Source organism: Streptomyces sp. NPDC047061 (assembly GCF_040643955.1).
GTDB lineage: Bacteria > Actinomycetota > Actinomycetes > Streptomycetales > Streptomycetaceae > Streptomyces.
Genome location: NZ_JBEYVI010000002.1, coordinates 419,745 through 439,721 on the forward strand (window position 1 = coordinate 419,745; position 19,977 = coordinate 439,721).

Sequence of the window (19,977 nt, forward strand, 5' to 3'; positions counted from 1 at the left end):
CCCGGGGGTCCGGGGGCGGAGCCCCCGGAGGCGGGAGGTGCCCCACCGCGCCCCGTTAGAATCGGAGGCACAGACCCCCGCCCGACCGCCGGAAGGCACCCCGTGTCATCAGCGACTCCCGCTGCCGCCGCTCCCGACACCGTCCTGGTCGTCGACTTCGGCGCGCAGTACGCCCAGCTCATCGCCCGCCGCGTCCGCGAGGCCCGGGTCTACAGCGAGATCGTGCCCAGCACCATGCCGGTCGCCGAGATGCTCGCCAAGAACCCGGCGGCGATCATCCTCTCCGGCGGCCCCTCGTCCGTGTACGAGGAGGGCGCCCCCCGCCTGGACCGCGAGCTCTTCGAGGCCGGCGTCCCCGTCTTCGGCATGTGCTACGGCTTCCAGCTGATGGCACAGGTCCTCGGCGGCACCGTCGACAACACCGGCGCCCGCGAGTACGGCCGTACCGACCTGCACGTCTCCAAGAACTCCTCCACCCTGTTCGAGGGCACCCCCGCCGAACAGCACGTGTGGATGTCGCACGGCGACGCCTGCTCCGCCGCCCCCGAGGGCTTCACCGTCACCGCGTCCACGGACGTCGTCCCGGTCGCCGCCTTCGAGAACGACGAGAAGAAGCTCTACGGCGTCCAGCACCACCCCGAGGTGATGCACTCCACGCACGGCCAGCAGGTCCTGGAGCACTTCCTCTACCGGGGCGCGGGCCTGAAGCCGACCTGGACCACCGGCAACGTCATCGACGAGCAGGTCGCGGCGATCCGCGAGCTGGTCGGCGACAGGCGCGCGATCTGCGGTCTGTCCGGCGGCGTCGACTCCGCCGTGGCCGCCGCCCTCGTCCAGAAGGCCATCGGCTCCCAGCTGACCTGCGTCTACGTCGACCACGGCCTGATGCGCAAGGGCGAGACCGAGCAGGTCGAGAAGGACTTCGTCGCCGCGACCGGCGTCCAGCTGAGGGTCGTGGACGCGGAGGCCCGCTTCCTCGACGCGCTCGCCGGGGTCTCCGACCCGGAGCAGAAGCGGAAGATCATCGGCCGCGAGTTCATCCGGGTCTTCGAGCAGGCCCAGGCCGAGATCATCGCCGACGCCGGCCCGGCCGTGGAGTTCCTGGTCCAGGGCACCCTCTACCCGGACGTCGTGGAGTCCGGCGGCGGCACCGGCACCGCGAACATCAAGTCGCACCACAACGTGGGCGGCCTGCCGGAGGACCTCGAGTTCAAGCTGATCGAGCCGCTGCGCAAGCTGTTCAAGGACGAGGTCCGGATGGTCGGCCAGGAGCTCGGCCTGCCGGAGGAGATCGTCCAGCGCCAGCCGTTCCCGGGTCCGGGTCTCGGCATCCGGATCGTCGGCGAGGTCACCAAGGACCGCCTCGACCTGCTCCGCGAGGCCGACGCGATCGCCCGCGAGGAGCTGACCGCGGCCGGCCTCGACCGTGACATCTGGCAGTGCCCGGTGGTCCTGCTCGCGGACGTCCGCAGTGTGGGCGTCCAGGGCGACGGCCGCACCTACGGCCACCCGATCGTCCTGCGCCCGGTCTCCTCCGAGGACGCCATGACGGCCGACTGGTCCCGCCTGCCCTACGAGGTCCTCGCGAAGATCTCCACCCGGATCACCAACGAGGTCCGGGACGTCAACCGGGTCGTCCTCGACGTCACCTCGAAGCCGCCGGGCACCATCGAGTGGGAGTAGGACCGGGCGCGCCCGATCGCGCCCGCTGCGGAACCCACTGCGGAGGAAGTAGCTGAAGAAGAGGTGGTGCGGCTCCGGCGGCGCCACCTCTTCGGCGTGTGCCGTACGAGCCGCTGTGCCGCCGATTCCCGACAACTTCTGTCGCGATCTGCTCGCGCGCGTCATCTTTACAGAACAGCTCTGTTTTCCTGCGCGGACCGGCGGTAACTTCCGGCCGTAACACAAACCCAGTGCTGGAGGACCTATGCACGGGCCGACCCCGCCCCTTCCACTGCCCACCGACCAGCTCCAGTTCGCGATGCCGCCGATGTACGACTCGCTCGACGACGAGCGCCGGCATCGCAAGGAGCGGCTCGCCGGCGCGCTGCGGATCTTCGGCCGGGCCGGACTGGAGGACGGGGTGTCGGGGCACATCACCGCCCGCGACCCCGAATACTCGAACTGCTTCTGGGTCAACCCGTTCGGCATGCCGTTCAAGCACGTCACCGTCGGCGACCTGGTCCTCGCCAACCAGGACGGCCAGGTGATCGAGGGCCGCTACCACATCAACCAGGCCGCCTTCACCGTCCACGCCCAGGTACACGCGGCCCGCCCGGACGTCGTCGCCGTCGCCCACTGCCACTCCGTGCACGGCCGCGCCCTGTCCGCCCTGGGCGACCTGCTGGACCCGATCAGCCAGGAGAGCTGCGCCTTCTACGAGGACCACGCCCTCTACGACTCCTACACCGGCGTCGCCGTCGACGCCGAGGAGGGCCGCCGCATCGCCGCCGCCCTCGGCTCCCGCAAGGCGCTGGTGCTGCGCAACCACGGGCTGCTGACCGTCGGCGACTCGGTGGACGCGGCCGCCTGGTGGTTCCTCTCCATGGAGAAGTCCGCGCAGGTCCAGCTGACCGCGAAGGCGGCCGGCCGCCCGCTGCTCATCGACCACAAGCTCGCCGTCGCCACCCGGGAACAGCTCGGCGGCGACCTGGTGGCCTGGATCAACTACCAGCCCCTGTGGCAGGACATCAGCCGCAGCGAACCGGACCTGCTCAGCTAGGCGCTCCGCGGAGCGCTCCGCTGGAAGCGCCGTGATCTGTCGTCTTTCGTCTGCGGCGCCGTTGTGGCTGGTCGCGCAGTTCCTCCCCCAGCCTTCGGCCGGGGGTACCCCCAGCGCCCCTTGCGGGGCGCTGCTCAGAAGCTCCGCAGCACGGCGGCCTTCGTCCGCGTGAACTCCTCGTCCGTGAGTACCCCGTCCCGGTGCAGCTCGCCCAGCTCCCGCAGTCTGCGCAGCAGGACGTCGTGATGGTCGCCCGACCGGCGCGGCACGGGCACCGCGGCCCGGTTCCGGTCCCGGTCGGCGTACTCCGTGCCCGGCCGGGTCGACGGATGCGGCAGCCGGGCCGTGACCGCCGCCGCGACCAGCGCCGTCAGCAGATCGCGGCGGACACTGCCCCACAGGTCGAGGGCGTACGGGTCGCGCTCGGCCGGCAGCTTCGAGAACACCGTCTCGCGGGTCACGAACCGCAGGAAGCCGTCCTCGCGGCCGGAGTTGGGCAGCCACTCCACCTGCACCACATCGCCGACGCCGATGATCCGGGGCCCGGTGGCCCGCTTGACCCGGTCGGAGGTGTCGGCCCAGTCGACGCGCACCTGCGTACCGTCGAACGACACCGTGCCGTCCGACGACCGCACCGACACCGGCACCGGCGGCCCCGGCAGCAGATACGTCTTCGTCGGCTCCTTCGGGACCTGGTCCAGCAGCAGCGACTGCCGGATCTCCGCCACGACGTACTCGGCCACCCCGGACCGGTCCCCGTCCACCGTCAGCCGGTACGGATCCGCCGCCTCCGGCAGCCGCCCGCCCGTCGCCTGCAACAACGGGTCGGCCCCCTCGCGCAGCCGCATCCGCAGCCGCCCCCGCTTGCGCTCCGGCTCGTACACCACCCCCGACACCGCCTCCAGGGGGACCGAGATCTCCCCGTAGGTCTGCCGGAACAGCGGCACGGAGCGGTGCCGACCCGGCGTGATCCGGACCGTGCTGCCGTCGAAGGCCCAGGTCCCGTCCCGCTGGATGATCTCGGCCATGGGGAAATTCTCGCAGCCGGGTCAACACGTCTGCCGTACCTTCACTCGTCGTGACCAACCTGCTGCTCGCGAACGGCGTGGCGTAGGGCACAATTCGCTCTCGACACAAGGGAGTTGCACGGCGTCGTCGAGCCCCGGGGAGGGCCCTGCGCGGCGTGCCCCGGGCGTGGGGAAGGCAGGCGTCGGGCGTGGCGGTGCAGGAGGCGAGGCAGGGCGCCGGTTCGGGTGTCCACGGGGGCGGCTGCGCGTGCGGGGACTGTCCGCACGGTGCGCGCGAGGGGCACCGGCGGGCGGTCGCCGAATTCCTCCTCAAACGCGACGAGTTCGCGGCCGGGCAGGGGCTGCCCGCGGCGGTGGCCCATTCGGCCTCCGCCTCCCGCCAGTGGGTCTCCGAGGAACTCACCCAGTCCGCGGAGGCGGTCGCCGAACGCAGCCGCGCCGAGGGCGAGGCCTGGCTGGCCCGCCTCTGGCTGCGCACCACGTGCACCGTCTGGGCGATCGTCGTGATCATGCTCCTCACCCAGTCCCTCACCGCCATCGGCGCGGGCTGGACCAGTGCCCGCACCGCCGGACTGCTCGCCGCCCTGGTCGTGGCCCTCGCCCTCACCACCGCCTCCTGGTTCCACCGCTCGCGCGGCGGGGTGCTCGCCCCCGTCATCGGCGAGGACAACCGCATGTCCACCTCCCGCACCGTCGCCGCCTCCTGGGTCCTGTTCGTCGCGTACGCCGTCCTCGTCCTGGCCGGCCGCCTGGCCGCCGCCTCCTCTCCCGCCGAACGCGACGCCCTCATCTCCGGACTCGACCTCGCCCGCGGCGCCGGTGCGGTGACCGTCCTCGCCGTGGTCTGCGGCATCGCCGTCCTGGTGCGCCGGGTGGTCGGCCTGCGCATCGTCGGCCAGCGCCTGCAGAAGGTGCGCGCCCACCGCCCCCGCGCCTCCGACCTCCTCACCGACGACGCCGGCCGTGGCACCTTCGCCGACATCCAGTTCGTCGTCATCAGCGCCGTCGCCCTGCTCTTCGCCGCCGTACGGCTCGCCCGCCGCCCCGACCAGCTCCCCGACCTGCCCTGGGGCCTCGCGACGGTGGTCCTGATCTCCGCTGCGACCTACCTGGCCGGCAAGTACGCCGAGGGCGGCCGCCCGGTGATCCTCTCCGTCGTCCGGGCCCGTGAGGCCGGTGACCTGGACGCCCCGATTCGCACCGGCGACGACATCGAGATCCGCGGCACCGGCTTCGTCCCGCCCGGCGCCCAGACCGCCGACCGTCTCTCCCGCATGGTCGTCCGTATCGGCCCCGTCAACGTCCACGTCCCCCTGGTCCCGGTCACCGGCGGCTTCAGCAACCCCACGGACCACGTCCTCACCGTCCCGGTCCCGGCCGACGTGGAGCCCGGCTGGGTCGAGGTCCAGGTGGTGACGGCGGCCGGAGTGGCGACCAACCGGTGCGTGGTCGAAGTGACCGAGTGAAGGTCGAAGTGACCGAGTGAAGGGGGTTTCTCCACCCTCCCGGGTGGCTGTGTCCGACCGAAATTCGGAAAAACGTCCGGCTGAGGGTTGAGCGAGTCCCGGTTGTCGTACGTATGGTCTGTTGAGGGGCCTGGGTACAGCGGCGAGAGGCGGCTACTGGCGATGACTCACGGCATTCGTTCGGACACGCACACCCCGTATCTCGACGGCGACCGCGGACTGCGGGACACCGCCACCCGATACGCCCTCCTTCCCTTGCGGATCTTCCTGGGCGTCACCTTCATCTACGCCGGCCTGGACAAGCTGACCGACAGCGCCTTCCTCAAATCCGGCGGGTCCGGGTCCATCGGCGACACCATGCGCGCCGTCCGCGACTCCGCCGCGATCCCGGCCCTGATCGACCTGGCCCTGAAGAACCCCGTCGGCTTCGGCACCGCGATCGCCATCGGCGAGCTGGCCGTGGGCCTCGGCACCCTCTTCGGACTGCTGGCCCGTCTGGCCGCGCTCGGCGGCGCGCTGATCTCGCTCAGCCTCTGGCTGACCATCAGCTGGGCCAACTCCCCGTACTACTACGGCAACGACCTCGCCTACCTGATGGCCTGGCTGCCCCTGGTCCTCGCCGGCGCCCCCTACCTCTCCCTGGACGCGATGCTCCGGGCCCGGCGCCGACACCGCTCCGCACGGGCCTCACTGGGTCTCTAGCCGGCTCGGCTCCTTGCGGCTCTCCGGTGTACCGCGGCGCCTGCGTATCGCCCGGGTCAGGCCCGCGGTCACCCCCGCCAGGAAGAGGCCGGCCACCATCACGGGGATGACCGCGAACCACTCGGTGTCCCACCAGCCACCCGCGTCACCGGCGTAGGCGACCCCCGCCGCCGTCAGGAAGACACCCACGACCAGCCGTCCGGGCTGGAACTCATGCCGCAGCACGGGTCACCTCCACCTGTCCCGCGCCGACCTGGAGATCCAGGTCCAGCGTCCCCGCGTTCTTCGCACCGCTCGCCGGCGGCAGCGTCACGTCCTTGTGCTTGCCCGGCTCCACGTCCACGTCCTTCTTGTCGTCACCGGGCAACTGGATGTCGCCCACCCCCACGTCGATGCTCATCCGCACGGTCGCGTCCGCCGGCACGACGATCTTCAGCCGGCCCGCGCCCACCTCGGCCGACGTCGACACCGTCTGCCCCTTGGCGATGCGTATGTGCGTCAGGTCCAGCGTGGCCACACCCGTCCCGAGGTCGTACGCCGACGACACCTCCGCCGCCGTGGCCGGGGTCCAGGACATCCGCGTCCAGTGGGTGCTGATGTCGGACGGCAGGGCCGTCGCGGCCGCCAGCAGGGCCGCCGTGAGCAGCGCCAGGAACAGCGAGCCGGCCCCCGTGCGTCCGAGGAACGAGCTGAGCGCCGTCCCCAGTCCGAACACGATCAGCGCGCAGGCCAGACCGGTCTGGAGGCTGGTGCCCAGCGGGTGCGTGTCCCATGTCAGGCCGGTGCCCAGGCCGCCGGCGACCAGGGCGAACAGGAAGATCCAGCCGCCGATCCAGCGCGGTCCGCGCGGTTTCGGGGGCGGGCTCTGCCGGACGCGGGTGTCCTGGCCGTGGACCCAGGGGGTGCTCAGCCGGAAGTCGAGTCCCGGGGCGTCCCGGCCGCGGGCGTCGGCGGGCCCCCACAGATAGCCGGTGCCTCCGACATGTGTGCCGTCCTTGACGATCGGGTCGCGCCACCACGAGGGGTACGAGATCTGGATCGGCGGTGCCTGGGCCTCCGGCGGGGCGTCGGCGACGGCCTGGGCGGACAGCGGGTCGGGGTCGGGGGCGCCGCGCCGCCGCGACCAGTACCCGGCACCGGCCAGCAGCAGGGAGAGGACGACGGCGAACGCCAGCACCTGGCCGTTCTTGATCATGGTCAGCAGCACTCCGCAGCCGATCAGCGCGAACAGCACGGCCGCCAGGGCCTGCCCGTCGACCCGGCCGGTCAGCAGCTTGCGGACCTCGTTCTCCTCGTCGTCCTCGTACGGCACGAAGAGCCAGGCGAAGCCGTAGAAGAGGAGGCCGATGCCACCGGTCGCGGCCAGCACGGCCAGGGTGATGCGGAAGATCACCGGGTCCAGGTCGGTGTGACGTCCGAGCCCCGCGCACACGCCCGCGATCATCTTGTGCCGACGGTCGCGCCGGAACCGCGGGGAGGCCGCGTCGACGGCTTCCGCACCGGCACCGGCGCCGGGTCCCGGACCCGTCGCGGCGTGCTCGTGATCAGTCATGAGTCAATGGTGACGGCCGCGCCGCCGCAACGGCAGTCGGGATGACCCTGGCCGAACCCTGAAATCGGCCCCGAGGCCGGGCCGGGAAGCGTTCGAACGGCGCCGGGGTGACGGAGATCCGGGCCCACGCCGCGGGGAGCAGGCGCGGGAAAGTCCGAAGATCAGGGGAGTCTCGGGGGCCGACCCTGATGCTCCGCAACGGCGGGCGTGTGAACATCGATGGCATGCCGGAAGCCGCAGCAGTGCCCCTCGACGACCCGCGGCCGCCGCGCAAGCTCTACCGCAGCAGCGACGGCCGCTGGCTCGGCGGAGTGGCGCGGGGCCTCGCCGGGCACCTCGGCCTGCCCGTGGTCTGGGTGCGGCTCGCCTTCGTCGGCCTGTTCATGGCCAACGGCCTCGGCGCGCTGCTGTACGCCGCGTTCTGGTTCTTCGTACCCCTCGGCGTCGGCGGGGTGGGCGGCCAGAAGCCGCCGTCCCTGGTCGCCACCGAGACCTCGGCGGACGGCCGCCGCAGACTCGTCGCCCGGAAACCGGACCGGGGCCAGATCGTCGCCCTGCTCCTCATGGTCGTCGTGTCCATGGTGTTCGTGGGCAGCGTCAACCTGACCGGCGGCGCCAAGGCCTATCTCCTTCCCGCGGTCCTGGTCGCCGCGGGTGTCGCCCTGGTCTGGCGCCAGGCGGACAACGCCCGCCGGGCCCGCTGGGTCGAGGTCGGCAGCCGGCGCCGCACGCTCACCCTGCTGCGCGCGGGCGTCGGCGTCCTGCTCGTCACCGCGGGCGTCTCGGGCGTCTTCGTCATGCAGGGCTCCGCCGCACACATCGGCGCGGTGCTCCAGGCGGCTCTCGCCGTACTCGTCGGCATCACGCTGCTCGCCGGCCCGTATCTCGTGCGGATGACCCAGGACCTCTCCGAGGAGCGGCTGATGCGCATCCGCGCCCAGGAGCGCGCCGAGGTCGCCGCCCATGTCCACGACTCCGTGCTGCACACCCTCACCCTGATCCAGCGCAACGCGGAGAACGCGGGCGAGGTGCGCCGCCTCGCCCGTGCCCAGGAGCGCGACCTGCGCACCTGGCTCTACAAACCCGAGGGCACCGGCAAGGACGAGGCCGACGAGCCCGCCACCCTCGCCGACGCGGTCCGGCGCAACGCGGCGGAGGTGGAGGACAAGCACGGCGTCCCCATCGAGGTCGTGGTGGTCGGGGACTGCCCGCTCGACGAGGGGACGGGCGCGCAGATGCAGGCCGCGCGCGAGGCGATGGTCAACGCGGCCAAGTACGGTGGCGAGGGCGGCGCCGTCCAGGTCTACGCCGAAGTCGAGGGCAGGACGGTCTTCGTGTCCGTCCGCGACCGTGGTCCCGGCTTCGACCTCGACTCGATACCCGCCGACCGGATGGGTGTCAGAGAATCGGTCATCGGCCGCATGGAGCGCCACGGCGGCACCGCACGGCTGCGGTCCGTGCCGGGCGGCGGCACGGAGGTCGAGCTGGAGATGGAGAGGGCGGAGAAGACGTCATGAGCGACGCGACCGAGGCGAACGGCCCGGCGAACGGCCCGGCGAACGGTCCGGCGGAAGGCGCGGGCAAGGCCGGGCGTCGGGTGCGGGTGGTCCTCGTCGACGACCACCGGATGTTCCGTACGGGCGTCCAGGCCGAGATCGGCCAGACCGAGCAGACCGGCGTCGAGGTGGTCGGCGAGGCCGCCGACGTCGACCAGGCCGTCTCGGTGATCACCGCGACCCGGCCCGAGGTGGTCCTCCTGGACGTGCACCTGCCGGGCGGCGGCGGGGTCGAAGTGCTGCGCCGGTGCGCCCCGTTGATGGCGGGCGCCGAGCAGCCGGTGCGCTTCCTCGCGCTGTCCGTGTCGGACGCGGCCGAGGACGTGATCGGCGTGATCCGGGGCGGCGCCCGCGGCTACGTCACCAAGACGATCACCGGCACCGACCTGGTCGACTCGATCTTCCGGGTCCAGGAGGGCGACGCCGTCTTCTCGCCGCGGCTCGCGGGGTTCGTCCTGGACGCCTTCGCGTCCACCGACGCTCCGCCGGTCGACGAGGACCTCGACCGCCTCACCCAGCGCGAGCGCGAGGTCCTGCGCCTCATCGCGCGGGGCTACGCCTACAAGGAGATCGCCAAGCAGCTGTTCATCTCCGTCAAGACGGTCGAGTCCCATGTGTCGGCGGTCCTGCGGAAGCTGCAGCTGTCGAACCGGCACGAGCTGACCCGCTGGGCGACGGCGCGACGCCTGGTCTGAGGCGGGTCCGCGAGGGTCCTGCGCCCCGGGGCCACGGAGACCGGCCGGGGGCTCACACCACCCGCGTGGCCCCCGCGAACGGCATCTCGTCGATCGGGGCGATCCGCACCGGCGCCGACGGGTTGGGGGCGTGGATCATCTGGCCGTTGCCGATGTAGATGCCGACGTGACTGATGCCCGAGTAGAAGAACACCAGGTCGCCCGGCTGGAGTTCGGAGCGGGAGACGCGGCGGCCCGCGTCGATCTGGGCGTAGGTGGTGCGGGGGATGGAGACGCCGGCGGAGCGGTAGGCGGCCTGGGCAAGGCCCGAGCAGTCGAAGGCGTCGGGGCCGGTCGCGCCCCAGACATAGGGGCTGCCGAGCTTCGAGTAGGCGTACGCGACGGCGGCCGCGGCGCGGGAGTCGGTGGCGGCGACGCTGCCGGCGGCCAGTGGGGCGCGGGCGTCCGGCGCCGAGCGGGAGGCACGTCCGGTGCCGTCGTCCGCCATGACCGCCGCCCGCTGCCCCGGCGACAGCTGTGACAGCAGCCGCCGGGCCTCGCCGAGCTTGCCGATGACAGCGGTCTTGTGCTGCTTCAGCTCGGCCTGCCGGGACCGCAGCGAGGTCAGCTCCACGTGCGCCGCGCCGCGCAGCTGCTCGATCTCCTGCAGCTGCCTGCGTACCCGCGCCACCGCCCCGGCCTGCCGGTCGCCGACCCGTTCGGCGAGCGCCGCGTCGTCCAGGTACCGGTCGGGGTCGCTGGACAGCGCCAGCTGCCAGGCCGGGTCGATGCCACCGTCGCGGTACTGCGCGGCCGCTGTCGAACCGAGCGCGTCCCGGGCGGAGTTGAGCTTCTCCTGCGCGCGGGCGGTCTCGTCCTGCAGCGACTTCAGCCGCCGCTCGGCCGTATCGGCCTTGTCCTTGGCTCCGTCGTACTTCTGGGTGGCCGCCTCGGCCTCCTGGTACAGCTGGTCCACCTTGGCCTTCACCTGCGCCGGTGTCAGTTGCGGCTCGGCGTTTCCGGTCCCTTCGAAAGCCGTCGCGGTGGCCGCGCCCGCCAGGGCGAGGGTGGCGGCCGTGCGGGCCGTGTTGCCGCTGAGCGAGCGCTGTCGGGGCTTGCGGTGCGCTGCCACCTGGACTGTCCCGTCCTTTCGTACGACCGCCGTCCCGTCCGCGCGAACGCCAGGGGAGCGCCCGTACGGTCGCGGGGAGTGCGGATTGCGCGTCCGGCGGCGGCCCGCACAGGGGGAGCGGACCGCCGCCGGACCTTCTCGGCGGTGGCTTCCGACTGCCGCCCCTGGCCCGGGCGGCGGTGGGGAGTCGGTCACCTGGGGGAGGACGCTAGGCCCGCGTGTGTCGGCTCGGTAACGCGATGCGCGGAATTGGCGTGACCGGATCGTTACCCGACGGTATGTGACCGGGATTCCGGTCCGGAGCCGTCGGCTTCTCGGGGCGGGATGACCGAAGAGGCGGTTCCGGGGCTGGCGGGGGACACGGGGTGCTATGGGGTGCATATATGCGGCGCGGCGGGCGCGGAGGGAGGGGCCGGTGCCCGGTGCCCCGTAGGGCCCTGATTAGGCTCCGGGGCCATGGACGTACTCATCCATCTCTTCGTCGGCCTGCACATCATCGGCATCGCCGCGCTCCTCGGCGGCTTCCTCACCCAGATGAAGGCGATGGGCCAGGGCACGGCCCGGTTCGTCCCCGGGATGCTGCACGGCGCGTTCACCATGCTCGCGACCGGGGTGATCCTGGTCGGCCTCAACGAGGCCGACGACCACCACGTCAACACCGTCAAGATCGGCGTGAAGCTCGCGCTGCTGATCGTGATCCTCGGTCTCGTCTACGTGAAACGGGACGACGAGAAGGTGGAGAAGGGCGCCTTCGGGCTGGTGGGTCTGCTCACGGTGGCGAACATCTTCATCGCCGTCCTGTGGACGTGACCCCCGGTATCCCCGGCATCCCCGGCGTCCTCAGCGGGCCTTCCTGAGGCCGGCACGGGCGGCCGCCGCCGCGCCGGCCGCCACCGCCAGCCAGGCCGCCACCGTGACCCACACCAGGACCCGCCCCGGCCACTTCAGCCACGGCACGCCGACGGCGGCCGCCACCGAGAGCGTCGCCGTCGCCGTCATCCCCATCGGGAACACCGTCGCCCAGCGGCGCACGTCGTAACGCGGCCGGGGCCATGCCACCTCCGCGGCCAGCAGGACGACGTACCAGGCCAGGTCGAGGACCAGCAGCGCCACCGTCACCACACGCAGGACACCGCGGTCGTCGTCGTTCCACAGGTACAGTCGCGCGGTGTCGGCGGCCAGCAGCCTCGCCCCGGCCAGCGCCGAGATCGCGAGCGCGCCGCCCGCCACCCACTGGTCACCGGGCCCCTCGGCGATCTGCCGCCACTCGAACCGCGGTACGGCGAGCCCGTACATCGCCAGCCCCAGCCAGAAGAGGACCAGCGAGAGGTGGGCGAGCCACGCCGTCGTCACGGCCGCCGCCAGCGTCGCTCCCAGTACGGCCAGGCCCTGCGTGGCCACACAGGCCAGGAACACCGCGCCGGGCATCCTCGGCTTCCAGTGCCGCACGACGAGGACCAGCAGCGGCGGCCACAGCACCGCCGACAGCGCCAGCAGGGCCTCGGCGAGGGGCTGCCACCCGAGCGCCGAGAACTCCGTCCCAGCACCGTCGTCGCCGCCACGGCGGTGAGCGCGCCAGGCGTCCGCGCCTCCGCCGCCCAGTGCCGGCGATCGAGCGCCAGCCGTACGACGAAGTCCGCGGCCAGCGCCGCCCACATCACGCAGGCAAGCACCAGCGCCACCCGGGACACGGTCTCCGCCCCCGCCAGGTGCAGCCCCACCGACATGATGCCGGTGGCCATCACAGCGGCCCCGGCCGCGGCCGGACGCCACGCCGACCAGGCGGGGAGGGGGAAATACCGGACATGCCGCTGATGCTAGGGAGGGCCGGCCACGGCACGAACGGGCCACGCGCGCGTGCGGCCCGAAAACCCCGCGGCGGCGGGAAGCGGCGCCGGAAGGGGCGGCGGGAAGGGGCGGCGGGAACGGGGTGCGAGCGGATGCGTGGAAGCGGCCGGGGGCGCGCGAGGCGGATGCGCGAGGCGGTGCTCGGATCGCGTCGAGGTGCGATCAGGTGCGGGGGAGTGCCAGGGGGCGCCCGAGGTGTGGTGGGCGCCCCATCGGGTCAGGCCGGGCGTACCACGCTGTGGATGATCGACTCGCCGCCGTAGTAGATCGACTCCTCCCGGACGTAAGCGCCGGGCTTGGGGGCGTGGATCATCATGCCGTCCCCGATGTAGATGCCGACGTGGCTGACGTCGTCGTAGAAGAAGACCAGGTCGCCGGGTCGGGCGTCGGCGAGGGAGACGGTGGTGCCGGCGTTCACCTGGTCGTAGGTGGTGCGCGGCAGGGAGACGCCCGCGGCCTTCCAGGCGGCCTGGGAGAGCCCGGAGCAGTCGTAGGAGCCGGGACCGGTGGCGCCCCACACGTACGGCTTGCCGATCTGTGCGCGGGCGAAGGCGATCGCCTTGGCGGCCTTCGTGGCGTAGGTGGAGGAGCCGGAGGACGAGCCGGAGGACGAGCCGCTCGACGTCGAGGACGACGAGGTCCCCTGGTCGGCGGCCGCGGCCTGCTGCTTCGCCAGTTCCGCCGCCTTGCGGGCCGCCGCTTCCTCCTGCCGCTTCTCGAGCGCCGCCAGCCGGGCCTTCTCCGCGGCCGTCAGCTGCGACAGCAGCTCCCGCGCCGAGGCCAGCTTGGTCTGGACGGTGGTCTTGGCGGTCTTGAGGTCGTCCTGCGTCTCGGTGAGCGTCTCGAGGCTCTTGGCGGCCTCCTGGCGCTTCTTCATGGTCGCGGACTGCTGGGTGACGTAGTCGTCGACCGCGTCCTTCTGACGCGAGGTCAGGCGGCTCATCAACTGGTCCTGCTCGAAGTAGTCCTGGGGACTGTCCGCGAGCAGGAAGGTCGCCGTGTCGGAAACGCTCGTCCCGGTCCGGTACTGGGCCGCGGCGAACGAACCCAGCTCCTCACGCGCCTTGTTCAGCCGGTCCGTGCGCTCGGCGACGTCGTCGAGCAGGGTGTCGACCTGCTTGCGCTGTTTGCCGGTCCGTTCCTTGGCCGCGTTGTACTTCTCGGTCGCCGACTCCGCCTGCCGGTAGAGCGAGTCGACCTTCTTCTCGACCTCCTCCAGGCTCGGCTTGCCGTCCTCGGGGGGTGCGGCCTCGGCCGTCTGGGAGAGCAGGGCCACGGAGGTGAGGGCTGCGGTGGCCAGCGCGGGGGTGCGTATGCCCGCCGCGCGTATTCCTGACGGCCGGGACTTGCGGTGCGACGCCAACGGAGGCGACTCCTTCCATGTTCCGCCTACCGAGTTAGCTGTCGGGTTCGGGCGGGTGGTTCGGAAGGGTTGCCCTACGGTCCGCTCCCCGGAGGGGAGTCGGGACCGATTCACCCCGGGATCGGTGTGGGTCCCCGGCTCCGGATGCGCGGCGGCGCCCCGGACTCGGCGGAGGCCGTGCGGCCCGGCGATGTTCGCCGGTGGAGGTCGTACGGCCTGCCTGGCACGCTAACCAACTCGTGTGGCCTCTGTGAAGTTTGATGTGCGATATGCCCGATACATTTTCGTGACCTTGTTGTTGAGGCCGGTTCAGGCAAGGTTGTCTGGGGTGGTATGGGCGACTTGTCGGGGAAGGGGGTGGTGGTTCGCCGTCGGTGCCCGCGACACCGTGGAGTGCGTCGGCCTGCCGTGACGGAGCGGATCTGTTCGGTCACCCGGGCGAGTTTCCGGGGCGGCGGCCGGTTGTCGGTGGGGCGCCCTAGACTCGGAGAGCGATGAGCAGCCTCTTTGACGACAGCTTCCTGGCGAGCCTCCAGGCCCCCCGCGGCCATGACGAGGAACCTCCGCCGCCGCCCGAGGACGAGCACGCTCCGGAGTCGATTCCGGACGATCTGTTCGGCGGGAAGTTCGACGTGCCCCCGGACCGGGACGCCTACTACCGCGACGGCGCCGCCCGCCCGGCCCTGGACCCGGCCGCGCTCCTGGACGGGCTGAACGAGAACCAGCGGGCGGCCGTCGTGCACGCCGGCTCGCCGCTGCTCATCGTGGCCGGCGCCGGTTCCGGCAAGACCCGGGTACTCACCCACCGCATCGCCCACCTGCTCGGCGCGCGCCAGGTGCACCCGGGCCAGATCCTCGCGATCACCTTCACCAACAAGGCCGCGGGCGAGATGAAGGAGCGGGTCGAGCACCTCGTCGGCCCGCGCGCCCACGCGATGTGGGTGATGACCTTCCACAGCGCCTGTGTCCGGATCCTCCGGAGGGAGAGCAAGAAGCTCGGCTTCACCTCCTCCTTCTCGATCTACGACGCGGCCGACTCCAAGCGCCTGATGGCCCTGGTCTGCCGGGACCTGGACCTGGACCCCAAGCGCTACCCGCCCAAGTCCTTCAGCGCCAAGATCAGCAACCTGAAGAACGAGCTGATCGACGAGGAGGACTTCGCCGCCCAGGCCACCGACGGATTCGAGAAGACCCTCGCCCAGGCCTACGCCATGTACCAGTCGCGGCTGCGCGAGGCGAACGCCCTCGACTTCGACGACCTGATCATGACGACGGTCAACCTGCTGCGCGCCTTCCCGGACGTCGCCGAGCACTACCGCCGCCGCTTCCGGCACGTCCTGGTCGACGAGTACCAGGACACCAACCACGCCCAGTACGCCCTGGTGCGCGAGCTCGTCGGCACCGGCACGGGCACGCGAGCCGACGGCGCCGACACCCCGCCCGGCGGGCACGACCTGCCCCCCGCCGAACTCTGCGTCGTCGGTGACGCCGACCAGTCGATCTACGCCTTCCGGGGTGCGACGATCCGCAACATCCTCCAGTTCGAGGAGGACTACCCGAACGCGACGACGATCCTCCTCGAACAGAACTACCGCTCCACGCAGACGATCCTGAGCGCCGCCAACGCGGTCATCGAGCGCAACGAGTCCCGCCGCCCGAAGAACCTGTGGACCAACGCGGGCGCGGGCGCGCAGATCACCGGCTACGTCGCCGACACCGAGCACGACGAGGCCCAGTTCGTCGCCGAGGAGATAGACCGTCTGACCGACGCGGGCGAGGCGAAGGCCGGCGACGTCGCCGTCTTCTACCGCACCAACGCGCAGTCCCGTGTCTTCGAGGAGATCTTCATCCGCGTCGGCCTGCCCTACAAGGTCGTCGGCGGCGTCCGCTTCTACGAGCGCAAGGAGGTCCGGGACGTCCTGGCCTACCTGCGGGTGCTGGCCAACCCGGAGGACTCCGTCCCGCTCCGGCGGATCCTCAACGTTCCCAAGCGCGGTATCGGCGACCGCGCGGAGGCGATGATCGACGCCCTCGCCCAGCGCGAGAAGATCAGCTTCCCGCAGGCGCTCAAGCGCGTCGACGAGGCGTACGGCATGGCCGCCCGGTCGACGAACGCGGTCAAGCGGTTCAACACGCTGATGGAGGACCTCCGTACGGTCGTGGAGTCCGGCGCCGGACCCGCCACCGTCCTGGAGGCGATCTACGAACGCACCGGATACCTGGCCGAGTTGCAGAACTCGACGGACCCGCAGGACGAGACCCGCATCGAGAACCTCCAGGAACTCGCCTCCGTGGCGCTGGAGTTCGAGCAGGAGACCGGCGAGGGCGAGGAGCAGCCCGGGCTCGCCGCCTTCCTGGAGCGGGTGGCCCTGGTCGCCGACTCCGACCAGATCCCCGACGAGGACGAGAACGGCGACGGCGTCATCACCCTGATGACCCTGCACACCGCCAAGGGTCTCGAGTTCCCGGTGGTGTTCCTGACCGGCATGGAGGACGGCGTCTTCCCGCACATGCGTGCCCTCGGCCAGACCAAGGAACTGGAGGAGGAGCGGCGGCTCGCGTACGTCGGCATCACGCGTGCGCGGGAGCGGCTGTACCTCACCCGGTCGTCGATGCGCAGCGCCTGGGGCCAGCCGTCGTACAACCCGCCCTCGCGCTTCCTGGAGGAGATCCCGGGCGCGTATCTGGAGTGGAAGCGGACCGGGGCGACGGCGCCGGTCTCCGCCGGGCCCGCGGCGGGCGTGGCGGCCTCGCTCTCCTCGACCCGCTCACGCTCCTCGGCCTCCGGTGCGTCCGGCTTCGCCACCCGGCGGACCTCGGAGAAGCCGGTGGTCTCGCTGGCCGTCGGCGACCGCGTCACCCACGACCAGTTCGGCCTCGGCACGGTCGTCGCGGTGAAGGGCACGGGCGGCAACGCGGAGGCGACGATCGACTTCGGCGAGGCCAAGCCGAAGCGGCTGCTGCTGCGGTACGCGCCGGTGGAAAAGCTGTAGGACACGGGGCCCGGTCCCGCTGCGGCGGGACCCACCGGTATCGCCGGTATCGCCGATATCGGCGGGGTCAGGTCGGGTCGAGGCCGTGGCTGCGCAGCCACGGCAGCGGGTCTATGGCAGCGCCTCCGGCCGGCCTGACCTCGAAGTGCAGGTGCGGGCCGGTCGAGTTCCCGGAGTTCCCGGAGTACGCGATCGGATCGCCGGCCTTCACGGTCGTACCGGCGGCGACACGGTACGAGGAGAGGTGGCAGTACCACGTCTCCGTGCCGTCCTTCGCCGTCACGATCATCATGTTGCCGTAGGCGCTGTTCCACTTGGTGGAGACGACGCCGTCGGTGGCGGCCATCACCGTCGTGCCGTAGGAGACGGGGAAGTCGATGCCGGTGTGGACGGACATCCAGTTCACGCCGGCCTGGCCGAAGTAGGCGCTGAGGCCCTTCTGCGTGACCGGCAGCGCGTACTTCGGGCGCAGCCGCTCCTTGCGGGCCGCCTCCGCCGCCGCCCTCTTCTTCTCGGACTCCTGCTGGGCCTTGAGGTCGATGCGCTCCTGCGTCCGGCTGGCCCGGTCGGCGAAGTCGTTGGCACCCGCCGAGAGCGTCCGCAGCTGGGCGTCCAGCTTGCTGTTGGCGGCGGACGGTTTCACCGACTGCGCGTCGGAGGCGGAGGCCGTGGTGTCCTTGCCGTCGCCGGTCAGGCTGTTGACGGAGGCGGCCGCGATCCCGGCGACCCCCATCACGCACACCGAGGGCACGGCGACGGTCAGCAGCGCGGACCGCTTGGGAGGCGTACGGCGGCGGGAACGCGACCCCGCGCGGGTCGTCGCCGCCGGCGTGACCGGGGTGACCTCTTCCTGGTCGTCCAGCAGTGGCGTTACTTCAGGCAGTTCGCCGGTCGCGGTCAGCTCGCCGTCGTCCGGGAGGTTTTCCGTGGACTCCCCGAACTCCCCGAATTCTCCCAGCTCCTCGAACTCCCCGCGCTCCTCGTAGGGGAGCTGATCGAACATCTGGTTCGCCGACTCGTCGAAGGCGGCGGCCTGCGGTTCGTGCTCGTACCCGGGCTCGGCGGTCTGTGCCGGGGTGCCGTCGGAGTTCCACTGCGTGGCGTCGTACACACCGGTGTCGAAGGCCTGGGTGCCCCACTCCCACTGCTGGGTCGCCCCGGCCACGGCCGACTGCTCGGGCTGGAGCCAGGCGTTCGCGTCCCAGTGGCCGCTGGTGTCGGCGACCGTCTCCTGCGCCGGCGCCGGGACGGTCCACGCGGTGCTGTCGTAGGCGCCGGAGTCGTAGGCGGCGTGGTGCTGGGCCGCGTACGGGTCGTAGTTCAGTGTCTGGCCGCCGGCCGTCTGCCACTGCGTGGCGTCGTACGCGCCGGTGGCATGGCCCTGGCCCTGGCTCGGGAAGCTGCCGAAGAGCGGGTCGCTGTGGAACGCGGCGCCGGTGGCGGTGTGGTCGCCGTACGTGGTGAAGTCGCCGTACTGGGCTTCCTGGGTGCCGTAGGGCGCGTAGTGCGCCGGATCGGCGTCGGAAGCCGGGGCCGGGGTGGTCATGGTCCCCGACGGGTGACGGTCGTTCACCAACTTCTCTTTCGCCTCGACAACAGGGGCTGCCAGAGCAGTGCGGCGACTGTACCCGGCGGTATACGGGCGCGACAATCTTCAACAGGTTTCGCTGTTTCGGGAAACGGGCATTCGGCCGTGTTTCGGGGGACGACGGGCGCGGGTTTGGCCTTTTGTTCGATGAGTGTTCGAGCGTGGGGTGCGTCCAAACGGGCTCCGTCGGGCCGCGCCGAGGCTCCGCCGAGCGCCGCCGGGCGGTCCTCGCTCGCCCGGTCCGCCCTCAGGCCACCGTCAGACCGCCCGCGATCCGCTCCTCCGCGGGTGTTTCGTCGAGGGCCTGCCGTATACCGGACGCGATCGCCGGGTGGACGGGCAGGGCAAGGTGACCGATCCCGGTCACCCGCACGTTCGTCGCCATGAGGTCCGGATGGTCGATGCGGGCCGTCTCCACCGGCTCCATCACCGAGTCGAGGTCGCTCCAGAAGCTCACGAACCGGGTGCGGCAGCCGGGTGCGGGCCTGGTCAGCTCCTCGATCACCGACGACCCGGGGCGCATCTGCCGCACGATCGGGTGCGCGTCCGCGAGCGGTGCCACCCGGGTGCCGGAGTGCGGGGTGCCGAGCGTCACCAGGGTGCGGACGCGCAGGTCGCCGCCGAGGCGCTGGACGTAGTAGCGCGCGATCAGCCCGCCGAGGCTGTGCCCGACGATGTCGACCCGGCCGCTGCCGGTGCGCTCGCAGATCTCCTCTATGTGCCGGCCGAGCAGCTCGGCGGCGGTGCGGATGTCGCAGGTCAGCGGCGAGTAGTTGAGCGACTCGACGCGCTGGCCGCCGTGCTGGGCGAGGGCGCGGCGCAGCAGGACGAAGACCGAGCGGTTGTCGATGAAGCCGTGCAGCAGCACGACCGGCGGGGCCGGCCGGACCGGCAGCCGGACCGTGCCGTCGGGCTCCACGGACGGCGCGGACGGTACGTGCGGTACGGACGGTACAGGCGGGCGGCGCTCAGGGGTGAGGCCCGTCGGGTACAGCAGGAGATGCCCGGCCAGGATCGCGGCCTCCAGGGCGGTCGACTTCAGGAGGGCCAGCGACAGGCCGGCGAGACTGTCGGGGAGGAGGCGGCGGCAGAACGGGAGAAAAGGGTCCAGTACCTCGGTGACCTTCATCGGCCGACCTCCTGTCGGCACGCCGAGGACAGCTCCGTCCCCCGTGTGCCCTCATGGGGAGGCCGGGCGGAGGCTGCGGGGGTGGCCGGCCGTGTACGACGACTTGCCGCGTCGCGTGTCCGTACCGTCCCCGCGGACCACGCTGCGGCTCCCTGACGTGTCCCGCTGTGTGTGATTTCCCCCTCTGTAACCTCCGCGAAACTGCCGGTTGCGGGATGCTGGAG

The 19,977-nt window shown here is 71.8% G+C and carries 15 protein-coding genes, 1 pseudogene and 1 riboswitch; of the genes and pseudogenes, 8 read left to right on the plus strand and 8 right to left on the minus strand.

Translation table 11 applies throughout. The annotated features are described in order from the left end of the window. The first annotated feature begins 102 nt into the window (after nt 1-102). Entirely contained in the window at nt 103-1,683 is a 1,581-nt protein-coding gene (guaA, locus tag ABZ887_RS05415) for a glutamine-hydrolyzing GMP synthase (RefSeq protein ID WP_361283099.1), read from the plus strand. 244 nt (nt 1,684-1,927) lie between these two features. Then, entirely contained in the window at nt 1,928-2,722 is a 795-nt protein-coding gene (locus ABZ887_RS05420; RefSeq protein ID WP_361283101.1) for a class II aldolase/adducin family protein, read from the plus strand. A 134-nt stretch (nt 2,723-2,856) separates the two neighbouring features. On the opposite strand, the gene ABZ887_RS05425 is transcribed toward ABZ887_RS05420, so the two are convergent. Then, entirely contained in the window at nt 2,857-3,750 is an 894-nt protein-coding gene (locus ABZ887_RS05425; protein WP_361283103.1) for a DUF4429 domain-containing protein, read from the minus strand. Between the two features lie 188 nt (nt 3,751-3,938). Between ABZ887_RS05425 and ABZ887_RS05430 the strand changes: the two genes are divergently transcribed. Then, nucleotides 3,939-5,216 (plus strand): hypothetical protein, encoded by a 1,278-nt coding sequence (locus tag ABZ887_RS05430; RefSeq protein ID WP_361283105.1) that lies wholly within the window; start codon nt 3,939-3,941, stop codon nt 5,214-5,216. Nucleotides 5,217-5,378: 162 nt separating this feature from the next. Then, nucleotides 5,379-5,918, plus strand: a complete 540-nt coding sequence (locus ABZ887_RS05435) for a DoxX family protein (protein WP_361283107.1) — start codon at nt 5,379-5,381, stop codon at nt 5,916-5,918. Here the strand turns inward: ABZ887_RS05435 and ABZ887_RS05440 are convergent. Both ABZ887_RS05440 and ABZ887_RS05445 read right to left on the minus strand, forming a co-directional pair. Beyond that, nucleotides 5,904-6,143 (minus strand): hypothetical protein, encoded by a 240-nt coding sequence (locus tag ABZ887_RS05440; protein ID WP_361283109.1) that lies wholly within the window; start codon nt 6,141-6,143, stop codon nt 5,904-5,906. The two genes, ABZ887_RS05435 and ABZ887_RS05440, sit on opposite strands and share 15 nt — an antisense overlap. Further along, complete coding sequence (locus tag ABZ887_RS05445) at nt 6,130-7,470, minus strand: PspC domain-containing protein (protein ID WP_361283111.1); 1,341 nt, start codon at nt 7,468-7,470, stop codon at nt 6,130-6,132. Before ABZ887_RS05445 ends, ABZ887_RS05440 begins: the two co-directional genes overlap by 14 nt. Nucleotides 7,471-7,694: 224 nt before the next feature. Between ABZ887_RS05445 and ABZ887_RS05450 the strand changes: the two genes are divergently transcribed. Continuing rightward, entirely contained in the window at nt 7,695-8,987 is a 1,293-nt protein-coding gene (locus tag ABZ887_RS05450) for a PspC domain-containing protein (protein ID WP_361283113.1), read from the plus strand. Further along, complete coding sequence (locus ABZ887_RS05455) at nt 8,984-9,721, plus strand: response regulator transcription factor (protein WP_361283115.1); 738 nt, start codon at nt 8,984-8,986, stop codon at nt 9,719-9,721. The genes ABZ887_RS05450 and ABZ887_RS05455 overlap by 4 nt, the downstream gene beginning before the upstream one ends. A 52-nt stretch (nt 9,722-9,773) precedes the next feature. On the opposite strand, the gene ABZ887_RS05460 is transcribed toward ABZ887_RS05455, so the two are convergent. Further along, on the minus strand, nt 9,774-10,832 hold the full coding sequence (locus ABZ887_RS05460) for an NlpC/P60 family protein (RefSeq protein WP_361283117.1): 1,059 nt from the start codon (nt 10,830-10,832) through the stop codon (nt 9,774-9,776). Between the two features lie 456 nt (nt 10,833-11,288). Between ABZ887_RS05460 and ABZ887_RS05465 the strand changes: the two genes are divergently transcribed. Further along, nucleotides 11,289-11,642, plus strand: coding sequence for a hypothetical protein (locus ABZ887_RS05465; protein ID WP_217555043.1), 354 nt, complete (start codon nt 11,289-11,291; stop codon nt 11,640-11,642). Nucleotides 11,643-11,672: 30 nt separating this feature from the next. Here the strand turns inward: ABZ887_RS05465 and ABZ887_RS05470 are convergent. Continuing rightward, nucleotides 11,673-12,616: pseudogene (locus tag ABZ887_RS05470) on the minus strand (tellurite resistance/C4-dicarboxylate transporter family protein); the annotation flags it as partial. A gap of 281 nt (nt 12,617-12,897) precedes the next feature. Continuing rightward, on the minus strand, nt 12,898-14,043 hold the full coding sequence (locus ABZ887_RS05475) for an NlpC/P60 family protein (protein WP_361283119.1): 1,146 nt from the start codon (nt 14,041-14,043) through the stop codon (nt 12,898-12,900). Between the two features lie 8 nt (nt 14,044-14,051). Then, a riboswitch (cyclic di-AMP (ydaO/yuaA leader) is annotated at nt 14,052-14,224 on the minus strand. Nucleotides 14,225-14,537: 313 nt separating this feature from the next. Here ABZ887_RS05475 and pcrA point away from each other — a divergent pair. Next, nucleotides 14,538-17,036: a DNA helicase PcrA gene (gene pcrA, locus ABZ887_RS05480; protein WP_361283121.1), complete on the plus strand. Its 2,499-nt coding sequence runs from the start codon at nt 14,538-14,540 to the stop codon at nt 17,034-17,036. A 67-nt stretch (nt 17,037-17,103) separates the two neighbouring features. Here pcrA and ABZ887_RS05485 read toward each other — a convergent pair whose 3' ends face one another. After that, entirely contained in the window at nt 17,104-18,609 is a 1,506-nt protein-coding gene (locus ABZ887_RS05485; protein ID WP_361283123.1) for a M23 family metallopeptidase, read from the minus strand. 262 nt (nt 18,610-18,871) lie between these two features. Then, nucleotides 18,872-19,753 carry an alpha/beta fold hydrolase gene (locus tag ABZ887_RS05490; RefSeq protein WP_361283125.1) on the minus strand — a complete coding sequence of 294 codons (882 nt, stop codon included), beginning with the start codon at nt 19,751-19,753 and terminating at the stop codon, nt 18,872-18,874. Nucleotides 19,754-19,977 lie beyond the last annotated feature (224 nt).

Coding starts and splice junctions, on each gene's coding strand:
- ABZ887_RS05420 (WP_361283101.1), top strand. CDS start 1,928: ATGCACGGGCCGACCCCGCCCCTTCCACTGCCCACCGACCAGCTCCAG.
- ABZ887_RS05455 (WP_361283115.1), top strand. CDS start 8,984: ATGAGCGACGCGACCGAGGCGAACGGCCCGGCGAACGGCCCGGCGAAC.
- pcrA (WP_361283121.1), top strand. CDS start 14,538: ATGAGCAGCCTCTTTGACGACAGCTTCCTGGCGAGCCTCCAGGCCCCC.
- ABZ887_RS05490 (WP_361283125.1), bottom strand. CDS start 19,753: ATGAAGGTCACCGAGGTACTGGACCCTTTTCTCCCGTTCTGCCGCCGC.
- ABZ887_RS05425 (WP_361283103.1), bottom strand. CDS start 3,750: ATGGCCGAGATCATCCAGCGGGACGGGACCTGGGCCTTCGACGGCAGC.
- ABZ887_RS05435 (WP_361283107.1), top strand. CDS start 5,379: ATGACTCACGGCATTCGTTCGGACACGCACACCCCGTATCTCGACGGC.
- ABZ887_RS05465 (WP_217555043.1), top strand. CDS start 11,289: ATGGACGTACTCATCCATCTCTTCGTCGGCCTGCACATCATCGGCATC.
- ABZ887_RS05450 (WP_361283113.1), top strand. CDS start 7,695: ATGCCGGAAGCCGCAGCAGTGCCCCTCGACGACCCGCGGCCGCCGCGC.
- ABZ887_RS05445 (WP_361283111.1), bottom strand. CDS start 7,470: ATGACTGATCACGAGCACGCCGCGACGGGTCCGGGACCCGGCGCCGGT.